Here is an 18,985-nt window from a genome sequence, read left to right as displayed (position 1 = left end):
GTCACCACTCACCAAGGCGCGTCATGCGGTCGGCGACCCGCTCCGGCGTGGGCTTGCTCATGTCACCGGCGAGTTTGCCGTCGGCGAGGAACACCACCGTGTCGGCGTAGGAGGCGGCGACCGGATCGTGGGTCACCATCACCACCGTCTGCCGCAGATCGTCCACGATCCGCCGTAACAGCTCGAGGATCTGCCGGCCGGTGCGCGTGTCCAGCGCGCCGGTCGGCTCGTCGGCGAACACGGCCTCAGGCTCGTGGATCAGCGCGCGGGCGACGGCCACCCGCTGCCGCTGCCCGCCGGAGAGCTGGCCCGGATAGTGGTCGTGCCGGTCGGCGAGGCCGACCTGGGCCAGCGCGGCACGCAGCCGGTCGTACGGAACGGGCCTGTCCGCCAGGCGGAACGGCATCGTGACGTTCTGCTCGACGGTCAGCGCGTCCAGCAGGTTGTAGGCCTGGAACACGAACCCGACCCGCTCGCGGCGCAGCACCGTCAGCTGCTCCTCCTTCAGGCGCGACAGCTCCGTCTCCCCGAGCCACACCCGCCCGGAGGTCGACCGGTCGAGACCGGAGGCGCAGTGCAGGAACGTGCTCTTGCCCGAACCCGACGGACCCATGATCGCGGTGAACGTCCCGCGTGGCAGCGCGATCGACACATCGTCCAGCGCCCGCACCGCGTTGCGCCCACCTCCGTACACCTTGTTCACGGATTCCAACCTGACCGCGTATGTCATCGTCATTCCCGAAAGTTATGGAGAGCGCACTCCGACTCTGCTCATCGTGCCCGACAATTACAGCGACCGCCAGCCGTTCCGGCCCGAACACGCTTCCGAACTCGCTTCTTAACCGAGACGTCAATAAGGCCGCCGCCCGCGCCCGCACCTGGAATAATCTGAGGTCGCGAAATGCCACCGCCCGGCGGACGCCGGGCGTCCGCGTTTAACCGGCGGAGAAAAATGCTTGGGGCCGTGCCGCGCATCCGCGGAAACTGACGTGACATCCCCCTGCCCGCGCGAAACGAGCGCGACGCGCGAGCGGATACGTCATCTCCTTATCAAGGATTTCGCCCATGATCCCAGTGCATCTCGAACGCGCGGTCTTCGGAATCTACGCCACTCATTCACTGCACTTCGCCGACAGGTCGGGCGTGTTCGTCCATCTCGCCGACCACGGGAGCGCCACCGCCGCCGAACTGTCCGGCGCGCTCGGCGTCGACGGCGAGACCCTGGAGCGCCTGCTGCTCGTCCTGGTCTCCCTGCAGGTGCTCACGCGCACCGAAGGCCGGTACGCGCTGGCCGAGGGAACCAGGCCCTACCTCGACAGCCGGGAGCCTCACTATCTGCTGGGGTTCGTCGACCACCTGGTCGGCAGCACCGCGCAGCGGTTCGGCCAGGTGCACGACTACCTGTCGCGCGGCAAGGCCGCCGTCGACGCCGAACTGCCGGACCCGTTCGCCACGCTCTACCGCGACGACGACTCCGTCCGGCGCTTCCTGACCGCGATGTGGCAGCTCAGCTTCCACGTCTCGCACGAGCTGGCCAGGCTCGCCGACCTCGGCGACGTCCGGCGGCTGGTGGACGTGGGCGGCGCGAGCGGCCCGTTCTCGGTGGCGGCCCTGCTCGCCTATCCGCGCCTGCGCTCCACGGTCTTCGACCTGCCCCAGGTGGGGCCGTACCTGGCGGAGCGCGCGGAGGCGTACGAACTCGGCGACCGGCTCACCTTCGCCGGCGGCGACTTCTTCCGCGACCCGCTGCCCGAGGGCGACTGCGTCGCCTTCGGCTACATCCTGTCCGACTGGGACGACGACACCTGCGAAGGGCTGCTGCGCAAGGCGTACGACGCCTGCCGGCCCGGAGGCCGGGTGCTCGTCATGGAACGCCTCTTCGACCCCGACCGCCGCGGCCCGCTGTCGACCGCCGTGATGAACCTGTCCATGCACCTGGAGACCCAGGGCCGGCACCGCACTCCGGAGGAGTACCTGGGCCTGCTGCGGCGGGCCGGCTTCGCCGACTGCGCCGTCCGCCGCTCCACCGCCGACAAGCACCTGCTCGTCGGCCGGCGGAGCCCGGTGACAGTGGGGGCGAGATGACCACCGAGACCTTCCGTACGGCGTTCCCGGGGCACAGCGAGGCGCTCGCCGGCCTGCTGGCCTCGACCGCGCTCGCCGAACTGAGCCAGGAGGAGCTGGCCGACCTGTCCCGCCGCTACGACGAGGCCGTGGCGAGGGACGACGTCGAGATGCGTCTCCTGACCCGCCCGTTCAGCCACCGCCTGGCGATTCCCGAGTACTACCGCTACACGGCGCTGCACGTCTTCGGGTGGTTCCTGGGCCAGCAGGACGACGCCTACGGCGGCGCTCTGCTGGCGATGCACGCGATCCTGACCGACCTGTCGGAGCGGGAGCACGAGGAGGCGGCGCGGCACCGGGAGCCGCCCGGTCACATCGCGGAACGCCTGCGCCGCCTGGGGCCCGTCCTGGACCGGATCGCCGCCATGCCCGTGACGCCGCGGGGTGCGCCGCACGGCGCGGACCTGGTGCGGCGCCTGACGGGCGACGAACGGCTCGACCGGCAGGTGCTCGTGCTCAGGCGGTTCTGCGGTTTCCGCCGTTCCGACAAGCATGACGAGCACATCTTCATCCGCGCCGTGCAGGCGTGCGAGCTGACCTTCTTCATGACCCGCCTGGCCGCCCGCCGGGCGGTCTCGCTGGTCGAGCGCGACCGGGCCGGATGCCTGTTCTGGATGGACCAGGTGGGCGCGTGCGCCGAACTGCTGAACGCGATCTTCCATGCGCTGAAGACGCTGTCGCCCGAGCTGTTCCTCGGCTTCCGCGACGCGACCGGGGACGCGAGCGCGGTGCAGTCGCTGAACTACCACCTGATGGAGCTGGTGGTGTACGGCTATGACGATCGCAAGAGGGAGACGTTCGCCCGTTTCGACCATCTCCGTGTGATCGGCGATCCGCGGCTGCGGAAGTTCCGCTCCCTGCGGGACGCGGCCGGTGCGAGCGGAGACCTCGAGGTGGCCGCCACGTACGCCGCGCTGGAACGGCGGCTGCTGGTCTGGCGGGGCAGGCACTACGGATTCGGCCGCACGTACCTGCCGAACATGAAGGGCTCCGGCGGCACGGAGGGGGCCGGCTATCTCAAGCGGTTCGTCGAGAAGGACGGCCTGCCCTCGGGCCCCCGGCTCACCGACCCGGAGCAACTGCTGTCGGCGTTCGCCTTCCGCTGACGCCGAGCCGGCCGACCGGGACCGGATGAGAGGGAGGGTGAGGTCGCCTCACCCTCCCTCTCCACGTCGCCCTCCATGCCACCGGGTCCATGTCGCCCTCCATGTCACCGGGCACGCCGGCCGCACCCGGACCACGACAGGACCGCCGGGAAGGATCTCCCGGCGGTCTTCTCGATGCTCGGCGACCGGCTCAGACACATCCCTCCTTGCTCGCCGCCGTCACGGCCATGGCCGTGTACGGGCACTGGAAGCCGATCCAGCGCAGCCGGGGCCACAGCCGCGACCACGGCTCGCGCGGCCCGCGGCACACCATGAACTCCTGACCCGCGTCCGAGACGGGCAGGTCGAGGGTGAACCGGCCGGCGGGGGTGCACTGGGCGAACAGCTGTGAGAACTTCGCCCGGTCCACGCCGATCGTGATGACCACGGTCTTGTCGTCGGCGGGGCGGCCGAAGTCGGCGTACGAGTTGTGCCCGCTGTAGGCGGGCGGCAGGCCGTAGGCGGGACCGTACTTGTCGAGGGCGCCCGCCTGGCCGTAGTGGTTGCCGTAGAAGACCGCGTGCGACCGGTCCTCCGGGGGCAGCGCGCGGTAGACGGCGGCGGCCTGGGCGGTCAGCTCCGGCCATCCCGCCTGGTCGAACTGCGTGATGGCGAGCTGTGCCAGCACGGGGTTGTCCGCGTAGGCCTGGATCGGCAGGACGGGCAGTAGCAGCACCGCGGACGTCACCAGGTTGGCGGCCAGCGCCAGCCCGGCGAGGCAGCGGCGTACGGCGGTCCGCGCCCAGTCCGCCGCGACGACGCATCCGGCGGCCAGCAGGACGAACTGCAGCGCGCCGGCGTAGACCGCCTGCCCGCCGATGGCGATGAGCAGCACGATCATGAAGAGGTAGGCCACCGCGACGAACCGGTACGGACGCCACTGCGCGCGACGCAGCAGGGCCACCAGGCCCGCGATCCAGAACGGGGTCAGGAACAGCCCGACCACGAGGATCAGCATCGGCAGGAACGAGATCCGCGACAGGTCCGCGAGCGCGATCGACAGCGCGTCCGCCATCTCGAACTGCGGCCAGCCGTGCGTCGCCTGCCAGATCAGGACGGGCGAGGCGATGAGGGCCGCGATCGCCGCACCGGCCGGCACGTACGGGTGGAACAGCAGCCGCCGCGGCCCGCTGACCAGCATGCCCACCCCGATGGACAGCAGGAGCAGGACGAGCAGGTACTTGGCGTACAGGCCGGCGCCGACCACGACGCCCATCACCAGCCACAACCGGGGGTCACGGGTGCGGGCGAGCCGGATCGCCAGCCAGCAGACGGCGACCCAGACCAGGACGTCGAAGTCGTTGGTGCCCAGGAGGTGCGCGGTGATCAGGGCGAGGCCCGACACGGCGGCGGCGCCCGTCGCCAGGAGCTGCGCCCTCTGGCTCCCGCCCAGCTCGCGGGCGATGAGCCCGACGAGCACCACCGTGACGCCCATCAGCAGCGCGGGCACCAGCCGCAGGGCGGTGAGGTTGTCGCCGAACACGGCGGTCTCCACCCTGGCGACCAGCGCGACCAGCGGCGGCTGGTCGATCTGCCCCCAGCCGAGGTGGCGGCCGGCCACCCGCGTGTACAGCTCGTCGAGGTGATACCCGTGCCGCCCGGACAGCGCGAGGACCATGGCGGCCAGGGCCGCGCCCACGCCCAGCGAGGGCCCCCATCGTACGGGGGCGAGCGCCGGCTCCCCCGCGGCCACCCGGCCGGGTGTGCCGGTAATCGTCGCGGCATTCACGACATGACCTCCAATTGCTTTTGTCGTCACCGCATCCGGGGCGGACGCGTCTGGCGGTTCCAGAATGTGACCGCCCGGCACCGCGGGCAATCAAGTTGAATGGTGCAGAAATATGGCTCGCCGGCGGCGTGGCCTTCGGCTTTCGCGTACCCGTCAAATACCTGGCCGTGCGGCGGATTCCGGCGCACCATCGACGCCGACCGGTTGTTTTTCCACTGCTGCGAGGACATGACATGGCAATGACACGAAATGAGGCCGCGCGGAAACAGGACGGACCGGATCCGGTTCCGCTGTCCAGAAACCGCGGTTACACCATCTTGTGGAGCAACATGTTCCTGTCGGAGCTGGCGAGCGAGATGGTGTTCATCGCCTTTCCGCTGTTGCTGCTGGCGCACGCGGCCTCGCCGGTGGAGGTCGGGCTGCTCACCTCGGCACTGGCCGCGGCACGAATGATCGCGAACGTCCCCGCCGGCGTGCTGGCCGACCGGTGGGACCGCAAGAAGATCCTGCTGCTGTCACAGGTGGTACGCGGGGCCGCGATGTGCAGCGTCGTGATCGCGCTGCCGCTGGGGTTCTACTCCTTCCCCCATCTCGCGCTCGTGGCCGTGCTCGAAGGCGTCTTCAGCTCGGTGTTCCAGCCCGCGGAGCACGCGGTGCTGCCGCAGGTCGTGCCCGCCTCCCAGCTTCGCGAGGCGCTGACGCGCAACGCCGCGCGCCCGTTCGCGGCTCTCCTGCTCGGCCCGGCGCTGGCCGGGTTCGCCTTCGGCGTGCACGAACTGGGGCCGTTCTCGATCGACGCCGGCCTGATGGCCGTCTCCGTCGCCGCGCTGCTGCTCCTGCGGCTGCCCCGCCGCCCGGTCCCGCCCGCGGCGGACGCCGGACGAGAGCCGGCCAGGGAAGCGCTGCTGAGCGGGTTCCGCTGGCTGCTGCGGCAGCCGCTGATCAGGACGACCGCGGTGTGGATCGTCTTCGTCAACCTCGCGTTCCACGCGCTCATCGTCGTCATCCTGGTGGCGTCGGGCGAGGCCGAGGTGGCCTCCGGGGAGATCGGGCTGATGATGGCCTGTTTCGGCGTCGGCGGACTGCTCGGGGCCGCGGTGGCCGGCCGCCTGCAGGACGCGCTGCCCGCCCCCGTGATCATCATCGGCTCGTCGTGGGCCTTCGCCGCGATAGCGGCCTCGATGGCGTTCGTGCCGGGCGGTGTGCCGCTCGGAGCGCTGCTCGGCCTGGCCGCGGTGTTCCTGCCCGTCACGAACGCCACGATCGTGAGCTACCAGTTGTCGATCGCTCCCGACGAGATGCGCGGCCAGCTGAGCGGTGTCGTCGGCCTCTGCGCCGATCTCGCGGGAACGGTCGGCCCGGTGGCCGGCGGACTGACGGTCACCCTGGCCGGGGGCGGGGCGGAGAGCCTCCTGATGTGCGCCGCGGCCCTGGGCGCCGTGGCGCTCGGAGCGACGCTCAGTCCGGCTCTCCGCCGTTTTCCTGGAATGCCGGTCAGTAGATAGTGCGGGATTGCGCGGTGAGCCGCCGGCCCCGGGACCTGCGCAGGTCCCTCGCGACGTTCAGACGACGCAACCACCTGTCGGTGCCGTCGAACCTGGGCGTGAACGCGTTCCGCCCGTGCACCATGCGGTAGTTGTCGATGAAACAGATGTCGCCGGGCCGCAGGATGATCTCAGTGAGCGCGGCGTCGAGCGCGCGGGTCACCTCATCGAGTGCCTCCTGCTCCGCGCTTCCCTGAACACCCCGCATGAAATGCGGATCGATGCGGATATAGGGATCGTCGGGATCGCCGAACAGCACCGCGACCGCCGTCGGCGAGCGCAGTTCCTCCTCGACGATCTCCCGGCTGCTTCGCATGAGCGTGGCGGCCTTGTGGTCGAGCCCGCCCGCTTCGGCGGGCACGTGCGCGTTCTCGGCCCGGTGCGAGTGGTCGGGCAGGATCCGGAAGCGCTCCTGGCGCAGGACCTCGGCGGTGGCCTCGTCCAGCCGTACGTCGGCGACGTCGGCGACGGTGGTCGCGATCGCGTCGTGGTTGCGCATGCAGGCGAGCCCGAGGTAGTCCGTCCTCAGCGGGTGGAAGGCGTCCTCGGTGTGCCAGGTGAGCACCTCCTGCGAGCCCGAGCCGATCTGCTCGTGCTCGTGCCCCTTGATGGGCAGGATGTCGTGCATGAGGTAGCCGTCCTGCTGCGTGGCCCAGCCGATGGGCTCGCCCAGCAGGGACGCCATCAGGTAGAAGGCGATGTCGTGCCGCAGCGTCGGCGACGGCACCGGCTTGTCCTTCCAGTGCGCCGGCGTGGGGCCGATCTCGGCGTCGTCGACGGGCAGCCCGGAGATCACGCAGGCGCCGTGGCGTTCGGCCGCCGTGAATCCGTTCAGCTCCGCGCGCAGCCGGCGCGGCAGCTCCTGCGCGTAGGTCTTGCCCTCGCGCTGGAACTCGGGCGACTCCACGCTCTCGTGGCGTTCGCACAGTTCCTCGACGAGTTCCCGCACGAGCGTGGTCTCGGTCTCGGTGAGCTTGATCGTGAGCACAGTCGGTCCCTTCACGGTGTGTTCATGGAAGTGATCAGGCTGGCCGGACGCATGTCGGTCCAGTTCGCCGTGACGTAGTCGAGCGCCGACTGCCGGTCGGTGGCGGCCTTGGCCACCGACCATCCCGCGGGCACCTCGGCGAACGCGGGCCACAGCGAGTGCTGGCCCTCCTCGTTGATCAGGACGTGGTAGGTGCCGTCGGGGTCTTCGAACGGGTTGGTGCTCATCGTGGATCCCCTTTTCTCGTGGTCAGTGAGCCTGGACGGGCTCACGGCGCTGCAGGAGCGCGACGCCAAGCGGCGTCAGTGTGTGGAGCACGGTGTTCCTGCTCCGTGAGGCGTTGGCCAGCCCGGCCCTGCGTAGGACCGTCGCGTGCTTGCTGGCGCCGGCCAGCGAGATGCCCAGCCGCTGGGCGAGCTCGCCGGTGGTGCAGCTCTCGGCGAGCGCCTGGAGCGCCGCCGCTCTCGTGTGCCCGACCAGGGCGCCGAGCGCCTGCTCGGGCGGGGCCTCGACGCCGATGACGTCGGCCACGTCGGCCCGCATGGAGTAGACCAGGGCGGGCGGTCTCTCGTCGCCCCCGTCGATCACCACACAGGACCTGCCGCGCAGGAACAGCGACGGGCTGAGCAGCAGCCCGCGCCCGCGCAGCTCGACGTGCCGTTCCTCGTCGTCGCGGATCTCCAGCAGTGGCGGCTGCCATTCCACGTTGGGGTGCAAGGTGCCGAGCAGCCCCTCGACCCCCGTCGTGATGCCGATCCTGCCGCGAACGGCCCGCTCGGCCTCGAGGCGGCTCTGCACCCTGTCCCAGTACGGGACGACGGCCGCGCTGCAGAACTCGAAAACCAGTCCCGCCACCCGGGCGTCGGCGCCGCTGTCCGCGGCCCCGCGCCGGAATGTCTCCAGTAGTTCGGACAGTGCCCGGCGCTCGCGGAGCAGCGGCTCCAGGTCCGCGACGCGCGACCCGAGCCGCTGACGCACCTGCTTGCGCCAGCCGTCGAAGAACGCCCCGTTGCGCCGGAACAGATCCAGCGCGAACACGCCCTCCGTCACCAGGCCGAGTCCCGCACTCATGCGAATTCGGCCCATATCCTGGACCGTGAAGTGAATCCTCAGCACTCTTCATTAATTAGGGACGTGCGCTATCCCGGGACTATCGCACCCCTACCCGGGTGCTCGGCGCGTTCCTCCCGCTGGCGCCCGGCGGCGATCCCGGAGCACGGGCACGGAACGCGGCCACGGACGCCTCGCGCGCGGTAGACGAGGACTTATTCACCCCGCTCCGCGGATGCCACCTCACACGGCGTCGCCGACGTGGCCTGGGCGAGCAGTCCGTCGACGAGGGCCCGTAGTCCCTGAGGGTAGGTGTCCTGCGCGGCCAGCGTTCGCCATCGATCGCCGAGGGCGACCAGGCGTGGCATCCGCGACTTGTCGAGGCCGCTGAAGAGGGGGTCGCGGTCGGTGGGCCGCCCGGCGTCCGCCGGTTGGTGAGCGGAGTGGGCGCGGACGAGGATCTCGCCGACCGTGTAGTACCAGATGTGGCGGAAGACGTGCACGGCCTGTTCGGGTGCGCACCCGTGGTCGATGGCTCCGGCCACGATGGTCTCGACCATCCACACTGATTCGCCGAGCCGGCCGATGAACCCGTCGGCCGTGAGGACCTCCGCGGCCCACGGCCAGGCCGCGAGGGCGTCGTGGATCAGGGTGGCGGTCGCGACGATGCGGTCCCGCGGCTCGCGGGGCAGGTCGGGCTGCGGGACCTGGTCCGCGTATTCGGTGATCAGCAGAAGCAGCAGGTCCTCTTTGTCCCGTACATGGTGATACAGGGTCATCGTCCCGATACCGAGCTCCGCGGCCAGCCGGCGAATGCTCAGCTTCTCCCAGCCGTCCCGATCGATGAGCCGGCGGGCCGCATCCAGGATCTGCGCTCGGGAGGTCACCGGCGGACGGCCGGTGCGGCCGTGCGGGGCATCGCGTCGGGACACCGTCCCATCATTCCGTCCGGCCACCGCCTTCCGCCAATCGGGGGCTTCGGCCGTCGACACCGGACTGTTCCGGTGTACTTTCGGTACGTGTACGAAAAAGTACGAGAAACCGGCCAGAGGATGGAGGTACGGTGACAGACACGAAATCGGCGAGCGGACAACCGGTCATCCATACGGCCGCTCGGCCGGGGCTCACCCTTGCCGCGGTGGCTGTCGTGCAGTTCATGGTGTCGGTGGACCTGTCGGTCGTGAACCTCGGACTCCCGCGGATCGCTGCCGGCCTCGGCTTCAGCGTGGTCGGCCTGACCTGGGTGATCCACGCCTACGCCCTCACCTTCGGCGGGCTGCTCCTCCTGGGCGGCAAGATCGCCGACCGTTACGGCCACAAGCGGGTCCTGCTGCTCGGGCTCGCCGTCTTCGGCCTCGCCTCCCTCGCCGGCGGCTTCGCGCAGGAACCCGGCCATCTGGTAGCCGGCCGCGCCCTGCAGGGCGCCGCCGCGCTGTCTCCGGCCGCACTGGCGCTGCTGACCGTCACCTTCCCCTCCGGCAAGGCCCGCGTCCGGGCGTACGGGATATGGAGCGCGGTGAACGCCGCCGGCGGCGCCCTCGGCGTCCTGATCGGCGGTGTGCTGACCGAGTACGCGGGCTGGCGCTGGGTGATGTTCGTCAGCGTCCCGATGGCCGCCATCGCGCTGGCCCTGGCCTGGCGGGGTGTCAGCTCCGCTCCGCCCACGGCTCCCGGCGGTCGCCCGGACGTGCTGGGCGCCATCCTGGCCACGGCGGGGATGTCCCTGCTCGTGTTCGGCGTCGTCCGCACCGACCAGTACGCGTGGACCTCGCCGGTCACCCTGGCGACCCTGGGGATCGCCGTCGCGCTGCTGGCCGCGTTCGTCTACGTCGAGCGGACCACCGGCCGCGACCCGCTGATCCGGCTCGGCCTGCTGACCAACCGCTCGGTCGCCGGCGCCAACTCCTACAACCTTCTCCTCGGCGCCGCCATGGCGTCGTCCTTCTACTTCGCGTCCCTCTACCTCCAGCAAGTGCTCGAGGCCAGTCCGACCATGGCCGGGATCGAGTTGCTGCCCTTCGCGATCGGTGTGATCGCCGGCGCCGCGGCCGCCGTCAAACTCGGCTACCGTCTCCCGCTCCGCACCATGCTGATCATCGGCGGGCTGGTGACCGCGATCGGGTTCGCCTGGTTCGGTCTGATCAGTGCCAACGGCTCTTTCCTCACCGACGCCCTGGGCCCGTCGCTCGTCACCAGCATCGGTTTCGGGCTCTGCCTCGGACCGGTCGTCTCCGCCGCCACCGTGGGTGTCGCGCCGAGCGAGACGGGCGCCGCCTCCGGATTGCTCGCCAGTTCACGCCAGATCGGCGCCTCGCTCGGGCTGGCCGCTCTCGGCACGGCCGCCCATGCGCGCACCGGCGAGACCACCACGATGGAGGGTCTCACCGAGGGGTACGCGCTCGGCATGACACTCGGCGCGGTGCTCCTGGTCGGCGCCGTCCTCATCGCCGTCACCGTCCTGCCGCGTACGAGCACAGCGTCGCCGGCGGGGCACGGCAGCCGTGACTTGGTCCCGGAACCGGAATAGCCGGCCATGCGACGGGTGAGGCGTTCACCGGCCCGCTTCCTCGACGGCGGTCACGGCAATCTCCAGGACCCGCGCGGTTTCGGTCAGCGGTCCACCGTAACGACCCGGAAGGGGCAGGAGACGGGGTGCGGCCGGACATGTGCGATCACAACCAATGCGCCTCAACGATGTGGAAGGAATCCAGGGACCCACGTAAAGGGATTGTCGGCACGGGGAAACGGTCCGACAACACCTCCGATTGCATTTGTTTTCTGTTGCGGAAAGCGGTTGTTTGCGCATTTCTGGGTGACGGGGCCTTTTGTTACCTCTAGCGTGAGAATCAGGGTCTGGATCCAAGGTTCGATGGATCGATTCGCGCTCCGTGTATCCGGGGTTCCCCGGTGACAGTCACGGAGTCGACGGAAGTGATACTCATGCTCAAGGAAGCACTGGCTGCTGGCGCTATCACGGCGTCGGCCCTCATCGTCCCGGTGACGATGCAGACGCAGCCGGTCAATGCGGCCGGCAGCACCGCACAGGTCGCGCAGAATCCGGCACAGCCCTGCCCCGGAGGCAGGTGCCGTGGCCGTGAGCGCCACCGGACGTACGGCCACTATGGTCGCGAACGCGGACGTGAACGCGCACGTGAACGCACACGTGAACGTGAACGCGGGCGGTTCGAGGAACGCGGACGTGAACGCGCACGCGAGCGCGGCCGATTCGAGGAACGCGGACGTGAACGCGCACGCGAGCGCGGCCGATTCGAGGAACGCGGACGTGAACGCGCACGCGAGCGCGGCCGATTCGAGGAACGCGGACGTGAACGCGCACGCGAGCGCGGGCGCATGGAAGAGCGCGGACGTGAACGCGGCCGATTCGAGGAACGCGGACGCGAGCGCGGGCGCATGGAAGAGCGCGGACGCGAGCGCGGCCGATTCGAGGAACGCGGACCGCGGTAGCGGCATCAGCAGCGGGGAGAGTGAGGCAGCAACAGCAGCAAGGACCGGATAACCGCACATCGAACCCGCCGGACCCGCATGCCCCACGAGGCCGTCGCCTCGCGGGGCTCTCCCCTTGCCGCGGGGGCGGCAGCACGGCCCGCTCGTCCGTATTTTCGGCCGTCGCCGCGAAACCGGATTCTCAAGCCCCCGCGAACGCGCGTTCAGGCCGGCGACAGCTCGGCGCTATTGCGACGCGGTTCGACCCCTCGGGATGCGGTAGACGGACACGTGGGAACGCGACTCGGCGGTGAACTCGGTTCCGATCCAGTCCGCGTGCCTGGTCTCCAGCTCGAACCCGGCCAGCTGGGCCATGAGATCGAGTTCGGCCGGCCAGATGTACCGGTGGGGGCTGCGGAACAGCCGGGCCTGGCCGCTCTCGTCGAATGTGAAGTGATGCGACACGATGTGCTGCCGCAGGACGTCGTAGGTGTCCAGGCCGATGTAGCCGGGTTCGCGGTGCCACACCACGGCCTCCTGACCCGGCGGGAGCTTGCGCAGCTCGGGCACCCAGAGCTCGATCACGAAGCGGCCGCCGGGTGTCAGGTGGCGCGCGGCGTTGTGGAAGCAGGCGACCTGCTCGGCCTGGGTGAGCAGGTTGGAGATCGTGTTGTAGACGAGGTAGACGAGCGCGTACTCCCCCGGGGCGGTGGCGGTCGCCATGTCGCCGACGACGACCGGGATCTTCGTTTCGTCCACTTTCGTACGCAGCTGGTCGATCATCGGACGTGACAGCTCGATGCCGCTGACGGGCACCCCACGCTCGGCGAGCGGGACGGCCACGCGACCGGTCCCGATCGCGAACTCGAGCGCCCGCCCGTCGCCCGCGAGATCGGCGAGGCGATCGACGGCCGGCACGAGGACCTCGGGCGCGAACATCCCGGTGCCCGGCGTGTCGTAGCGCCGGGCGGCGTCGGCGTTCCAGATCTCCTCCTGCCGCATGCTCCCCACGATCGCCATCGCCGTACGGCGCTGTCCAACGGTTTTCCGTCCGGCCGGCGTCTCGTGCCGCGCGGCCCGACGGCCCGGGTCATCCGATGGGCAGGGTGGGCGGGGCCTTGAACTCCAGCCACCGGCTGGTGCGCAGCGCGGCCACCGTGTGCGGCGCGCCCCGCGGGTGCAGCAGGGTCTGTCCCGGCAGCAGCTCGCACTCCTGCCCGTTCACGGTGCCCGCCAGATGGCCGGACAGCAGGTAGATGAAGCTGTCGTGATCGTGGAAGTGCTCCGGCGAACTCACCCCCTCCGGATACTCGATCTCCAGCAGCAGCCCGCGCTCGGTACGCAGCGGCAGGCGGAACAGGGCGTGCCCGCCCAGCAGGGGCAGCCCTTCGACGGAGGTCATCGTCCGCCACGGGCGCCCGTCGTCGTCGCTCATCGTTTCCTCTCGAATCGGTGTTCGGCGCCGGTCGTCCACGGGGTCACAGCGGCGCCGGCAGGACCTCGACGTCATAGGCGGAGACGATCTCCTCCCCGGTGACCGGGTCGACCAGGGCGGTCTCCCATCGGGACGCGAACTGGTCCGGCCCCTTCACCATGGGGATCGTCCCGGACAGCAGGACGGTCCCGGGCCGGTGCAGCCCGGCCCGCCTGAGCACGTCCAGCCAGTAGGTGGGCGGCAGCAGCTCGGCGCAGGTGCCGTCCTGGATCAGGGCGCGCTCGTGCCCGACCCGGCCCACGATGCGGATCTCGTCCATATGGCCGAGGACGTCGGACAGCCTCCACGCCCTGCGGGCCAGGACGTCGGGCGCGGCGTTCTTGCTCCACGCCACCCCGTGCACCTCCAACTCGCGGTCGGTGTGGTCGCACGCGCTCGTCAGCAGCACGTCGTCCGGCCCGGGGCCGGTCACGACCAGCGCCCACTCGGCCTCTCCCGACGTGCGCGCGTGCTGCGCCCGCACGAGGGAGGTCTGCCGGGCCAGATAGGGCGACACGGGGTAGAGGCACGGAGTCCTCTCCGGCGCCGGCACCCCCAGCTCGGCCAGTTCGTCGATGTGCGCCTGCACCTGCTCCCGGTCGCGTCCGGCCCAGCCGGCGTTGAACACCTGGGTGACCTCGGTGGCGGCGACGGTGCCGTCGGGGAGCTCGAAGCTCAGTGCGGACACCTCCCACCTCCTTCCCACTGACAAATCTCAAAGTATGCCTTGCGTATTCGAATTGTATACAGCAAGTATGGGAGCTACCAACCCCCCTTCGCTCCGGAGGTGCACGCATGCCTCAGCCGTCCCCGTCCGCCGGGATCAAGGACGTCGACAGACGCTCCCTGGTGCGGGCGTACGCCGCCAGTCTCAGCGGGACCTCGCTGGAGTGGTACGACTTCGCGGTCTACTCGGCGGCCGCGGCCCTGGTCTTCCCCGAACTCTTCTTCCCCGGCGGTGACCCGCTGACGGGAGCCCTGCCGGCCTTCTCCACCTACGCGGTGGGCTTCCTCTCACGGCCGGTGGGAGGAGTGGTGTTCGGCCGCCTCGGCGACCGGATCGGCCGCAAGAAGGTCCTTGTGGTCACCCTGTTGCTCATCGGCGTGACCACGTTCCTCATCGGCCTGCTCCCCACCTACGCCTCGGTCGGCGTCGCGGCGCCCGTCGTCCTCGTCGTGCTGCGCTTCGCGCAGGGGGTCGGGGTGGGCGGCGAGTGGGGCGGCGCCGTCCTGCTGTCCAGCGAGTTCGGGGACCCGGGACGGCGCGGCCTGTGGGCCTCCGCGGCGCAGGTCGGTCCGGCGGCCGGGAACCTGCTGGCCAACGGCATGCTGGCCCTGCTCGCGGGCACGCTGAGCGAGGGCGCCTTCCTCGCCTGGGGATGGCGGGTCGCGTTCCTGCTGTCAGCCGTCCTCATCGCCTTCGGCCTGTGGATCCGGCTCAAGCTGGAGGACACGCCCGTCTTCAAGGCCATCGAGACGCATGGGGAGCGCCCGGCGGCCCCCGTCAAGGAGATCCTGGCCCACCAGCGACGCCCGCTGGCCGCCGCCATCCTGTCGCGGCTGGCCCCCGACATCCTCTACGCCCTGTTCACTGTCTTCGTCGTCACGTACGGCACCACCGAGCTCGGCCTGACCCGCGGTCAGGTGCTCGCCGCCGTACTGATCGCCTCGGGCTGCCAGCTCGTCCTCATCCCTCTCGCGGGATCACTGTCCGACCTGGTGAACCGGCGTGCCCTGTACGCCGTGGCGGCGGTGCTCGCCGGGCTGTGGCCCTTCGCGTTCTTCACGCTGGCCCGGCCGGGCGGTGTGGTGACGCTCGTCGTCTGCACGGTCGTCGGCCTGGGCATCCACGCGTTCATGTACGGCCCGCAGGCCGCCTACATCACCGAGCAGTTCTCCCCGCGCCTGCGCTACGCCGGCTCTTCGCTGGCCTACACCTTCGCCGGGGTGATCGGGGGCGCGCTCGCGCCGCTCACGTTCACCTGGCTTCTGGTCTCGACCGGCGGCTGGGTGGCGCCGGCCTGTTACGTCGCCGTCTCGGCCCTGCTGACCCTGCTCGGGCTGGCCCTGGGCCGCGACCCGGACCACGCCGAGGACCGCGAACTGCTGGCGGCGCCCCCGGACCGGGTGACGGCCTGAGCGGACCCGAGACCGGCGGCCTAGACGGCCAGGAGCGCCTGCGAGGTCTTCCCCAGGTGCGCGTCGATCGCGGCGTGCGCGTCGGCGACGGCGCCGGCGCGCACCGCCTCGGCGATCGCCCGGTGCTCCAGGCAGACGTCCTGCCAGCGCCCGTCACCGGCCCGCAGCGCGGCGATGCCCACCCGGACCTGCCGCTCGCGCAGCCCCGCGTACGTCCGCGACAGCAGCGAGCTCCCGGCCGCGTCCACCATCAGCTGGTGGAAGCGGCGATCCAGCTCGATGAACGCCTGGGCGTCCCGCCGGGAGGCGTCACCCGCCATCGCGGCCTGCTCCTCCAGCACGCCGAGCATCGCCGTCCCGGTCGCCTCCGCGTCCAGGCCGGGGACGGTCACGGCGTAGCGCTCGATGACCCCGCGCAGCTCCATCAGCTCGCGGATCTCCCGCGCGGACAGCGGGGAGATGTACACCCCCCGTTGGGGAAGCATCTGCAGCAGGCCCTCGGACGCCAGGATCAGCAGAGCCTCCCGCACCGGCGTCCGGGAGAGGCCGACATCCTCGGCCAGCTGCTGCTCGTTGACGAACGTGCCCTCCCGGGCCGGATCGGACAACACCACCTCGCGCAGATAGGTCAAGGCCCGCTCTCGCCCGGTCAACCGCTCTCCGACACCATTCACGAGCACAATGTATACAGGTCGTAGACAAGGAAGGAAGCTCATGCGCGTCGCCATCGCCCAGGTCAACAGCGGTCCCGATCCCGAGGACAACCTGCGCCTCGTACGGGAGTGGACGGCCCGCGCGTCGGGCACGGGGGCCGATCTGGTCGTCTTTCCCGAGGCCATGATGCGCCGGTTCGGCCTGCCCTTACGGGAGGTCGCGGAGCCGGTGGACGGCCCATGGGCGGACGGCGTGCGGGCGATCGCCCGCGAGTCCGGACGCACGCTCGCGGTCGGCATGTTCACCCCCGCACCGGACGGCCGCGTCCGCAACACGCTGCTGCTGACGGGTCCGGAGGTGGACGCCGCCTACGACAAGATCCATCTCTACGACGCGTTCGGCTACCGGGAGTCGGACACCGTCGCGCCCGGGACCGACCCCGTGACCGCGACCGTCGCGGGGGTGCGGATCGGCTTGGCCACCTGCTACGACGTCCGCTTCCCCGGGCTGTTCACCCGGCTGGCACGGCAGGGGGCCCAGGTCGTCGTGCTGTGCGCGTCCTGGGGCGACGGCCCGGGCAAGGTGGACCAGTGGCGGCTGCTGACCCGCGCCCGGGCGCTCGACTCGACCACGTTCGTGGTCGCCTGCGGCCAGGCGAGCCCGCCGGACGGTACGGGCGCGGGCTCCGCGCCGACCGGGATCGGGCACAGCGTGGTCGTCTCACCCTGGGGGCGGCCCCTGGCCGAGGCGGGGCCGGAGGCGCGGCTGATCGACGTCGAGATCGATCCGGACGAGGTCGCACGCGCCAGGGCGGCCATCCCCGTCCTCACCGACGCGCGCCTGTAGGAATCACGGACGCGCGACGCCCTCAGGCGGCCTGCCGGTCGCGGCCCGCGAAGTATCCGGCCGCGATCTGCGGCACCATGAGGCACACCACGAAGGCCAGCGGCCCCTGCCAGCCGCCGGTGTGCTGGTAGAGCGCTCCGACCAGGATGGGACCGGGGACCGACAGCAGGTAGCCGACGCTCTGCGCGAAGGCGGACAACCGGATCACCGTCGCGCCGTCCCGGCCGCGCATCCCGATCATCGTGAGCGCCAGCGGGAACGAGCAGTTGGCCACGCCGAGGAGCACCGCCCACAGCCAGGGCGCGGCGGCGGGAGCCGCCCACAGTCCGGCGTACCCGGCGAGCCCGAACGCTCCGAGCAGGACGGCCATGCCGCTCTGGTTCCGCAGCCGCCCGGCGACGGCCGCCAGCACGAAGGACAACGGCACCCCGAGCACCGAGGTGACGGCGAACAGCAGGCCGGCGGTCTCGGCGGACAGCCCGGCGTCGCGGAAGACCTGGGGCAGCCAGCCCATGATGACGTACGCGGAGGTGGCCTGCAGGCCGAAGAAGACCGCGAGCGCCCAGGCCGTGGGGCTGCGGGCGACCCGTACATGCGCCTGGGCCCCCGCGGCGGCGTCCCCGCCCGCCGGCCTCCCGGCCCGCTGCCCGGCCCGCTGCCCGATCTGCTGTCCGAGCTGCTGTCCGAGCTGCTGTCCGATCTGCTGCTCGGGTGGCCGCCGGCCGTCGCGGGCGAGGGCGACCCAGGGCGGCACGGCGACGGCGGCGAGGACGGCCCAGGCTCCGAGACCGGCACGCCAGTCACCGCCGAACGCGCCGGCGAGCGGGACGGTGACGGCGGCGGCGGCCGAGGCGCCGAGATTGAGTGCCATGGAGTACAGGCCGGTCATCATGCCGACCCTGTCCGGGAAGCGTTGCTTGACCACGACCGGCAGCAGCACGTTGGCGACCGCGATCCCGGCCAGTGCGAGGCCGCTCAGCGCGAGGAACACCGGAGTGCTGCCGACGAACGGACGCAGGGCGAGCCCGAGCGCGACCGCCGCCATTCCGGCGAGGACGACGCCGTCCGGTCCGTGACGGCGGGCCAGGCGGGGTGCGACCGAGCCGACCAGCGCGAAGCACACCGCCGGCACGGACGTGAGCAGACCGGCGACGGTGGCGCTCATCCCGAGGGCGGCGCGGGCCTCTTCGAGCACGGGCCCGAGGCTCGTGACCACGGGCCGGAGGTTGAGCGCCGCCAGCACGAGGGCGGCGACCGCCAGGCGGCGCGTCCATGCGGCGGACCGGACGCGGCCCTGCCGCTGCTTCGCGGGGCTCCGCCGCGCCACGTCGTCCTTCGGCGCCGCCACATCACGAACCATCGGCTCGGTCCGAATTTCGGCGTCGTCCTGAACCACCTGGTCGCCCCCAGCCACCCTGTCATCCACGCGCTGTCATCCCGTAAACCACCTCGTCACCCTCAAACGACCAGGTCATCCTAAAATCAGCGGCTTATTCCAAAATTCACGGGGTCGCTCCAGAGCCGCGGCCGACCTGCCGGCTCCGCGATCCCGTCGGTCACATCGTCCCGATTGGGGGCTTGACACCCCATTTTGTGGCGGAAAAAACTCGGAGCACTTCCGCTCCACAGCACTCCCCCGACAGCGGCCCGTGAGCACGTGCCGCGAAGGAATCTCAATGACCATGTCAAGCGGCGAGCGCTGTGAGCTGGGACGGCGGAAAAGGGGAGAAGACCCGGTTGTCGCGCAGCAGAGCCCACAGCACATCGACCAAGCGTCGGGCCAGAGCCAGTAGGGCCTGAGTATGGATCTTGTTCTCGGCTCGTTTGCGCTGATAGAACGCCTTGGAT

The 18,985-nt window shown here is 70.8% G+C and carries 18 protein-coding genes; 6 read left to right on the top strand and 12 right to left on the bottom strand.

What is annotated here, in order from left to right:
- Position 1: 1 nt before the first annotated feature.
- Positions 2 to 736 carry an ABC transporter ATP-binding protein gene (locus IL992_RS43130; RefSeq protein ID WP_193209065.1) on the bottom strand — a complete coding sequence of 245 codons (735 nt, stop codon included), beginning with the start codon at positions 734 to 736 and terminating at the stop codon, positions 2 to 4.
- 329 nt (positions 737 to 1,065) lie between these two features.
- Here IL992_RS43130 and IL992_RS43125 point away from each other — a divergent pair, with 329 nt between their 5' ends.
- Both IL992_RS43125 and IL992_RS43120 read left to right on the top strand, forming a co-directional pair.
- Positions 1,066 to 2,085, top strand: coding sequence for a methyltransferase (locus IL992_RS43125; RefSeq protein ID WP_193209064.1), 1,020 nt, complete (start codon positions 1,066 to 1,068; stop codon positions 2,083 to 2,085).
- On the top strand, positions 2,082 to 3,230 hold the full coding sequence (locus IL992_RS43120; protein ID WP_193209063.1) for a tryptophan 2,3-dioxygenase family protein: 1,149 nt from the start codon (positions 2,082 to 2,084) through the stop codon (positions 3,228 to 3,230). The genes IL992_RS43125 and IL992_RS43120 overlap by 4 nt, the downstream gene beginning before the upstream one ends.
- A gap of 190 nt (positions 3,231 to 3,420) precedes the next feature.
- Here IL992_RS43120 and IL992_RS43115 read toward each other — a convergent pair whose 3' ends face one another.
- Positions 3,421 to 4,998, bottom strand: coding sequence for a glycosyltransferase family 39 protein (locus IL992_RS43115; RefSeq protein ID WP_193209062.1), 1,578 nt, complete (start codon positions 4,996 to 4,998; stop codon positions 3,421 to 3,423).
- Positions 4,999 to 5,231: 233 nt separating this feature from the next.
- Between IL992_RS43115 and IL992_RS43110 the strand changes: the two genes are divergently transcribed.
- Entirely contained in the window at positions 5,232 to 6,503 is a 1,272-nt protein-coding gene (locus IL992_RS43110) for an MFS transporter (protein ID WP_319019202.1), read from the top strand.
- Here IL992_RS43110 and gntD read toward each other — a convergent pair.
- The 4 genes from gntD to IL992_RS43090 all read right to left on the bottom strand — a co-directional run bounded on the left by gntD (position 6,493) and on the right by IL992_RS43090 (position 9,512).
- Positions 6,493 to 7,545, bottom strand: a complete 1,053-nt coding sequence (gene gntD / locus IL992_RS43105) for a guanitoxin biosynthesis L-enduracididine beta-hydroxylase GntD (RefSeq protein WP_193209061.1) — start codon at positions 7,543 to 7,545, stop codon at positions 6,493 to 6,495. The genes IL992_RS43110 and gntD overlap by 11 nt on opposite strands.
- Complete coding sequence (locus IL992_RS43100; RefSeq protein WP_193209060.1) at positions 7,542 to 7,757, bottom strand: MbtH family protein; 216 nt, start codon at positions 7,755 to 7,757, stop codon at positions 7,542 to 7,544. Before IL992_RS43100 ends, gntD begins: the two co-directional genes overlap by 4 nt.
- 22 nt (positions 7,758 to 7,779) lie before the next feature.
- Positions 7,780 to 8,601 (bottom strand): ArsR/SmtB family transcription factor, encoded by an 822-nt coding sequence (locus IL992_RS43095; protein ID WP_193209059.1) that lies wholly within the window; start codon positions 8,599 to 8,601, stop codon positions 7,780 to 7,782.
- Positions 8,602 to 8,795: 194 nt separating this feature from the next.
- Positions 8,796 to 9,512, bottom strand: coding sequence for a TetR/AcrR family transcriptional regulator (locus IL992_RS43090; RefSeq protein WP_319019201.1), 717 nt, complete (start codon positions 9,510 to 9,512; stop codon positions 8,796 to 8,798).
- Between the two features lie 206 nt (positions 9,513 to 9,718).
- Here IL992_RS43090 and IL992_RS43085 point away from each other — a divergent pair, with 206 nt between their 5' ends.
- A complete protein-coding gene (locus tag IL992_RS43085) occupies positions 9,719 to 11,107 on the top strand; it encodes an MFS transporter (protein ID WP_319019200.1) in 1,389 nt (462 codons plus the stop codon).
- 161 nt (positions 11,108 to 11,268) lie between these two features.
- On the opposite strand, the gene IL992_RS43080 is transcribed toward IL992_RS43085, so the two are convergent.
- The 4 genes from IL992_RS43080 to IL992_RS43065 form a co-directional block, all read right to left on the bottom strand.
- Complete coding sequence (locus IL992_RS43080) at positions 11,269 to 12,132, bottom strand: hypothetical protein (RefSeq protein ID WP_193209058.1); 864 nt, start codon at positions 12,130 to 12,132, stop codon at positions 11,269 to 11,271.
- A 138-nt stretch (positions 12,133 to 12,270) separates the two neighbouring features.
- Positions 12,271 to 13,044 (bottom strand): class I SAM-dependent DNA methyltransferase, encoded by a 774-nt coding sequence (locus tag IL992_RS43075; protein WP_226874835.1) that lies wholly within the window; start codon positions 13,042 to 13,044, stop codon positions 12,271 to 12,273.
- Positions 13,045 to 13,114: 70 nt separating this feature from the next.
- Positions 13,115 to 13,459: a cupin domain-containing protein gene (locus IL992_RS43070; protein ID WP_079314337.1), complete on the bottom strand. Its 345-nt coding sequence runs from the start codon at positions 13,457 to 13,459 to the stop codon at positions 13,115 to 13,117.
- Between the two features lie 43 nt (positions 13,460 to 13,502).
- Positions 13,503 to 14,186 (bottom strand): DUF2848 domain-containing protein, encoded by a 684-nt coding sequence (locus tag IL992_RS43065; RefSeq protein WP_193209057.1) that lies wholly within the window; start codon positions 14,184 to 14,186, stop codon positions 13,503 to 13,505.
- Positions 14,187 to 14,293: 107 nt separating this feature from the next.
- Here IL992_RS43065 and IL992_RS43060 point away from each other — a divergent pair, with 107 nt between their 5' ends.
- Entirely contained in the window at positions 14,294 to 15,637 is a 1,344-nt protein-coding gene (locus IL992_RS43060; RefSeq protein WP_193209056.1) for an MFS transporter, read from the top strand.
- Positions 15,638 to 15,657: 20 nt separating this feature from the next.
- On the opposite strand, the gene IL992_RS43055 is transcribed toward IL992_RS43060, so the two are convergent.
- The gene (locus IL992_RS43055) at positions 15,658 to 16,311 is read right to left on the bottom strand and encodes a GntR family transcriptional regulator (protein WP_319019199.1); all 654 of its coding nucleotides are present in this window, start codon (positions 16,309 to 16,311) and stop codon (positions 15,658 to 15,660) included.
- A gap of 40 nt (positions 16,312 to 16,351) precedes the next feature.
- Here IL992_RS43055 and IL992_RS43050 point away from each other — a divergent pair, with 40 nt between their 5' ends.
- Positions 16,352 to 17,137 (top strand): carbon-nitrogen hydrolase family protein, encoded by a 786-nt coding sequence (locus tag IL992_RS43050; protein WP_193209054.1) that lies wholly within the window; start codon positions 16,352 to 16,354, stop codon positions 17,135 to 17,137.
- 22 nt (positions 17,138 to 17,159) lie between these two features.
- Here IL992_RS43050 and IL992_RS43045 read toward each other — a convergent pair whose 3' ends face one another.
- Complete coding sequence (locus IL992_RS43045) at positions 17,160 to 18,497, bottom strand: CynX/NimT family MFS transporter (protein WP_193209053.1); 1,338 nt, start codon at positions 18,495 to 18,497, stop codon at positions 17,160 to 17,162.
- Between the last annotated feature and the right edge of the window lie 488 nt (positions 18,498 to 18,985).

The sequence above is a fragment of the Microbispora sitophila genome (assembly GCF_014892245.1).
In the GTDB taxonomy this organism is placed as follows: domain Bacteria; phylum Actinomycetota; class Actinomycetes; order Streptosporangiales; family Streptosporangiaceae; genus Microbispora; species Microbispora siamensis.
The sequence above is the reverse complement of the archived record's forward strand: the minus strand, read 5'-3'. Positions and strand labels throughout refer to the sequence as shown.